Annotated in this window: 1 protein-coding gene; it reads left to right on the top strand. The window is 47.1% G+C overall.

The annotated features are described in order from the left end of the window. Positions 1–138: 138 nt before the first annotated feature. On the top strand, positions 139–567 hold a 429-nt coding region (locus tag ACQY5W_RS13435; protein WP_428025476.1), incomplete at its 3' end, for a DJ-1/PfpI family protein.

Here is a 567-nt window from a genome sequence, read left to right as displayed (position 1 = left end):
GGCCCAGCGCATCGAACCGATGACCCAACGCTGATATAGCTAAACGGTTTATGGTGTTGCTGCCTGTAGTATTGACTTAATACCACCTCGCCACAGGCTGCTGATATGGTTAAGGCTCATAACCGAGGAGGAATTCTAATGACCAAGAAAATACTAATGATAACGGGTGATTTCACCGAAGATTACGAAACCATGGTTCCTTTCCAGACATTGCTGGCTGTGGGTCACGAGGTGCATGCGGTCTGTCCGGGTAAAAAAAGTGGTGAAACCGTGGCAACTGCAATCCACGATTTTGAAGGTGATCAAACCTATTCTGAAAAAAGGGGCCATAATTTCGCACTGAATGCCAGCTTCGATGAGATTAATGTTGCGGATTATGATGCGCTTGTGATTCCTGGTGGCCGAGCACCTGAATACCTGCGATTAAATGATGAAGTCATCGCCATGGTGAAACACTTTTTTGAAACTAATAAACCGGTGGCAGCAATATGTCACGGTGCTCAACTTCTAGCTGCTGCTGGTGTTCTAAGCGGTAAGCAGTGCTCCGCTTATCCCGCATGCAAACCG

Origin of the sequence: Arcobacter sp., assembly GCF_050300555.1 — a bacterium.
In the GTDB taxonomy this organism is placed as follows: Bacteria; Campylobacterota; Campylobacteria; order Campylobacterales; family Arcobacteraceae; genus Arcobacter.
The sequence above is the reverse complement of the archived record's forward strand: the minus strand, read 5'-3'. Positions and strand labels throughout refer to the sequence as shown.